We start from the raw sequence: 5,632 nt of genomic DNA on the forward strand, positions 1-5,632 counted from the left end.
CCACAAGAAGGGAGGTGCATAATGGCATCTTGCAATAAGAGTTTTTTGCAGGGAAGCCGCTGGCTACGTGCTGATTTTCACTTGCACACCAAGGCGGATAAGGAATTTTTATATCCAGGTGATACAGACTACTACTATTCTAACTATATAGATGCGCTTAAATCTGCAGGAATAGAACTTGGCGTAATTACCAATCATAATAAATTTGCTTGCAACGAATTTAAGGCATTGCAGAAAACTGCGCGGAAGAAAAAGATCTTTCTTCTGCCAGGAGTGGAGCTGTTTGTAAATGATGGAAACAATGGCATTCATGTTTTGATTGTTTTTTCGGCAAGTTGGCTAAAAGGCAGTAATGACCGTATTTCACCGTTTATCGCCACCATGTTTCCGGGAAAATCTCCTGCCGAGTATGAGAACGAAAATTGCCGCAGTGACAAAAATATTTTGCAGGTCGTTGCAGAGTTGGACAAGACCGGCATGGACTATTTTCTGATCTTTGCCCATGTGGAGCAGCGATGCGGCCTGTGGAAAGCAATGCTCGGGGGAAAAATTGGCGATTTTACTACTCCTCGTTATGATTCCGTCAGAAAGAGAACCTTGGGTTTCCAAAAGGTTAGAACCCGCGATGAACGAAAAAAGGTCAGGCAATGGCTTCAGGACTGGTATCCCGCGGAAGTTGAAGGTTCCGATCCGAAAGAGATTGAACAGATCGGACAGGGAAAAGCCTGTTATCTGAAAATCGGTGATTTCACCTTTGAGGCAGTCAAGTATGGGCTGCTTGACCATGAAAACCGCGTAACTGCCGGAGAGATTCCCCACCATACCCATTCTCACATTCTCAGCGTGTCTTTTGACGGCGGCGCTCTGAATGGTGAAACCATCAACCTGTCCCCGGAACTCAATACCCTCATCGGCATCCGCGGAAGCGGCAAGTCATCCATCCTGGAGGCGATTCGGTATGCGCTTGATATTCCTTTCGAGGAAAAGTCGCAGGACAAGGATTACAAGAACGGTCTTGTTGACTATATCCTGGGAAGCGATGGAAAAGTGACGGTCCAGGCTGTTGACCAACGCGGCCAGCAATATGAGATTCGGCGCATCAACCGGGAAAGGCCGGATGTGTATATCGACGGTACTTTGCAGCCGGGCATCTCCATTCGGGAAACGATTTTGCACAAACCCATCTATTTTGGACAAAAAGATCTCTCCGCCACAGGTGAGGGGTTTGAAAAGGACCTGGTGGAAAAACTGGTCGGTGAGAAGCTTTTCGGGATTCGATCACGCATTGAGGCACAACGCCGGAAAGTTATTGAGCTCGTTGGGCAACTGAAAAAACTCTCCAACACGGAAGAGAAGAAAAAGGAATACGAAGACAGGAAAAAAGACGCCGAATTCAGGCTCAAGTTTTACAAAAAATACGGGGTGGAAGAAAAACTGCAAAAACAGGTGGATTTTGATACCGATTCCAGAAAATGCTCCCAGGTTGTTTCTTTTGCCAAATCCTATCTGGAGGATTTGGAATCTTTTATTGACCAGTATGAAGACGACTTGAACAATCAGCGTGTCTATACCTCAAAACAGAACAAGGAATTCTTTGATGATTTTTTTGTCACCTATGACAGGTTGATTTCATCCTTTGTAAACATCAAAAAAACCTTTTCCACAGGCAGGCAGGTTCTGGCTGAGCTTGAAAGGAAAGCCGGAGAGTTTGAAAAACTCAAAGCCGGCCTCAAGGAAGAATTTGCTGAAATTGGCAGGAAACTGGCTGAGCAGTTGCAGGAAGATGGAGCTCAGGCCATACGCCCGGATGAATTCCGCGAGCTTCGCAAAACCGTGGAACAGGCAACGCAAATGCTCCGAGCATTGGAAAAACAGGAATCTGTTCATAAAAGCCTGGATCAGGAACTGTTACGGGAGCTGGCAGCGCTCAATGAATTCTGGCGTGAAGAATACAAGGCGATCAAGGCAGAACTCGACAAGATTAACAGCAGCCATTCCTCGCTTGAAATAAAAGCTGAATTCAAGGGAGATAAAAACGCTTTTCTTACCTTTATGAAAGATATCTTCAGGGGCAGCCGAATCCGGGAAGCGACTTTTTCATCGCTTGTCCATGAATTTTCCGATTTTAGAGCCCTGTACAGGGAATTTGGCAGGGTCAGGACCATGCTTGGCGCTTCGGCTTCGGTTTTTGAGCAGTATTTTACTGACAATCTCTCTGCCCTGTTGACCTGGCAGGCGCCCAACCGATTTACCATCGAGTATCGCGGCAAGGAACTGAAACACCATTCGCTGGGGCAGCGTGCATCCGCGCTGATTCTTTTTGTTTTGAGCCAGAAGGAAAACGATGTTTTCATCATCGACCAGCCGGAAGATGATCTGGACAACCAGACTATTTATGAAGATGTTGTAAAGCTGATCCGGCGCCTGAAATCCGGTACCCAGTTTATTTTCGCAACCCACAACGCCAATTTTCCCGTGCTTGGCGATGCGGAACAGATAATTTCCTGTTCGTTCTCCGATAATCTCATTAAGACAAAAACCGGCAGTATCGACTGTTCGGAACTCCAGGAGGAAATCGTGAATATCATGGAAGGCGGTGAGGAGGCTTTTAAACAGCGCCAAAGGAGATACGAAATATGGAACCCGCAGAGCTTCTAGAAATTATCGGTCGTGGTGAGGACAGCAAACATCAGTTCAAAGCCAATGTCACAAACGAGACATCATTGGCTCAGGAAATGGTGGCGCTCAGCAATTCAGGGGGAGGCACAATATTTATCGGCGTGAGTGACGACGGCACCTTTGCCGGTTTGACCCGGGAGGACATGGGACGCCTGAACCAGCTCGTTTCCAATGCAGGATCGCAGCAGGTCAGGCCTCCGATCAATCCTCAAACGGAAAACATCGCCGCGCCGGATGGTCTGGTCATGCGGGTTGTTGTGCCGGATGGCATCAGCAGGCCCTATATGGACAAAAACGGGGTCATCTGGGTAAAAAGCGGCGCAGACAAACGCAAGGCAACATCCCGGGAAGAGATCCAGCGAATGTACCAGAGCGCAGGCCTGATCCATGGAGATGAGATTCCGGTTCCCGGTATGACCGTGGCGGACCTGGACCGAGACTATTTCAAAAAATTTTATGAACGGAATTTTGGTGAATCCCTGGATGAACAGGACATATCCCTGAAAGACCTGCTGGAAAACATGAACCTGATGAAAGACGGCATCTTCAATGTGAGTGGAGCCCTGCTCTTTGCCAAAAATCCAAGTTCCAGGCTTCCGGTTTTCACTGTCAAGGCCATAGCCTTTCCCGGTACTGAAATACATGAGGAGCGCTATGTAGACAGCCGGGATATTACCGGCAAGTTGGCGGATATTTTTCATCAAAGCATGAGCTTTGTTCTGGGCAACATCCACCATGTTCAGAAAAAACAAAATATCAATGCCCCCGGAGAGCCGGAGATTGCCAAAATCACTTTGGAGGAGTTGATCGCCAATGCGCTTATTCATCGTGATTACTTTGTTTCCGCGCCGGTTAGGTTGTTTGTGTTTACTGACCGGGTGGAAATCATCAGTCCGGGACATCTGCCCAACAATCTGACGGTTGCAAACATCATAAGAGGCAATTCAAATATCAGAAACCCCATACTGGCATCCTATGCGACAAAAATACTGCCCTACCGGGGATTGGGAAGCGGCATTACCCGTGCGCTTAAAGCGTATCCCCATATTGATTTTGAAGACGACCATGACGGAAATCTGTTCAAGGTTGTTATTCAGCGGGTGACGCCTGAGTGATTCCTGAAAGAAGAGTTAATTTAACCTGTTCGAAGGCATATTGGATAATGGCACAATGGTAAAACGAAAAAGCAAAACACCGAAAAGCATCGAGACGCTGACCCATGAAGAGGCAAGCCGGAAGAATATTCCCACTGCTGAATATCAGTCGGTGATGCGGGATGATGAAAAAAATCCGATTCAGGTGGCCTACGAGCGGCGTAATCGTGATCTTGATCCGCAACTGGTCTGGCGGGGTAAGGATGAGCAGGACTGGTCTGATCTGGTGGTGCAGGCCCCGCCCCTCTATATTCAGGAGAAGGTGCATCCCAAGATTCTGATTGATGATCTACGGAATCAGACAGAAAAGCGTGAAGGTGCAGGGCAGCCACGGCAGATGGATCTCTTTGGTGATTTTAACGGCTTGCCCGATGAGGCTGCCAGGACGGAATTTTACCAGCATGATGCCAACTGGACCAACCGGATGATCCTGGGCGACTCGTTGCAGGTCATGGCATCCCTGGCCGAGCGGGAGGGGCTGCGGGGCAAGGTGCAGTGCATCTATCTTGATCCGCCTTACGGCATCAAGTTCAACTCCAACTTCCAGTGGTCAACCACCAGCCGGGATGTCAAGGACGGCAACAAAAAGCACATCACCCGCGAGCCGGAGCAGGTCAAGGCCTTCCGGGATACCTGGCGGGACGGGATTCATTCCTATCTGACCTATCTGCGGGATCGGTTGACGGTGTGTAGGGATTTGTTGACAGACAGCGGTTCAATTTTTGTCCAGATCGGGGATGAGAATGTGCATCGGGTGCGGTGCTTGATGGATGAGGTTTTTGGGGATGAGAATTTTGTTAGTTTAATTAGTTATGTAACGACCAGTTCACAAACCAGTCAATTTCTTGCCTCTGTATCTGATTTTATTATTTGGTATAGTAAAGATATTCAGCAAGCAAAATTTAAAAATCTTTTTACAATAAAAAAGGCGGGGGGAACAGGAGGCAGTAAATACAATAAAATAATTTACGATGATTTACGAACAAATTTGTTGTCGAAAGTCAACACATCTCAACAGCATAAAGTATTTAGAATCGATACATTAACCTCTCAAAGTGGTGGTGATAATAGCAAATTTCCAGTTTTATTTCTGGGAAGAAAAAATTATCCAAGGAAAGGTGGGTGGAAAACTAACCAAATAGGTTTTGATCATTTAATAAAGGCTGGAAGAATTTCAAATGAAGGCCGCTCCATAGGATATATAAGATTTATCGAAGATTTTGCAGCATTCCCAAGAAATAATGTCTGGTCTGATTTTGCAAGTGTGCAAAGTAGAAGTGATCCAAAAGTTTATGTAGTCCAGAGTGCTACAAAAATTATCCAACGCTGCATCCTCATGTCCACCGACCCCGGCGACCTTGTCCTCGACCCCACCTGCGGTTCCGGCACCACTGCCTACGTGGCCGAGCAGTGGGGCCGCCGCTGGATCACCATTGATACCTCAAGGGTTGCCCTGGCCCTAGCCCGGGCCCGGATCATGGGCGCCCGCTATCCCTTTTACCTGCTGGCCGACTCCCCGGCAGGGCAGCAGAAAGAGGCGGAAATAACCCGTACCATCCCGTCCGCTGCCCCCACCTTCGGCAATATCCGCCAGGGTTTTGTCTACCAGCGGGTTCCCCATATCACCCTGAAGGCTATTGCCAATAATGCGGAAATTGACGTGATCTGGGATAAATTTCAGGAAACCCTGGAACCCCTGCGAAAGCAACTTAACAGGGAACTGGATCAGGACTGGCAGGAATGGGAAATCCCCCGAGAGGCTGAAAAAGAGTGGTCAAACAAGGCAAAACAACTTCATA

At 47.8% G+C, this 5,632-nt stretch carries 3 protein-coding genes; all 3 read left to right on the forward strand.

What is annotated here, in order from left to right:
- The first annotated feature begins 21 nt into the window (after positions 1-21).
- The gene (locus ACXLDX_RS05780; protein ID WP_457576248.1) at positions 22-2,658 is read left to right on the forward strand and encodes a TrlF family AAA-like ATPase; all 2,637 of its coding nucleotides are present in this window, start codon (positions 22-24) and stop codon (positions 2,656-2,658) included.
- A complete protein-coding gene (locus ACXLDX_RS05785; protein ID WP_457576249.1) occupies positions 2,637-3,794 on the forward strand; it encodes an RNA/DNA-binding domain-containing protein in 1,158 nt (385 codons plus the stop codon). Before ACXLDX_RS05780 ends, ACXLDX_RS05785 begins: the two co-directional genes overlap by 22 nt.
- Positions 3,795-3,849: 55 nt before the next feature.
- Positions 3,850-5,632, forward strand: a 1,783-nt coding sequence (locus ACXLDX_RS05790; RefSeq protein WP_457576250.1) for a site-specific DNA-methyltransferase, incomplete at its 3' end; no start/stop codon positions are given.

It is taken from the genome of Desulfomarina sp., from assembly GCF_054039375.1.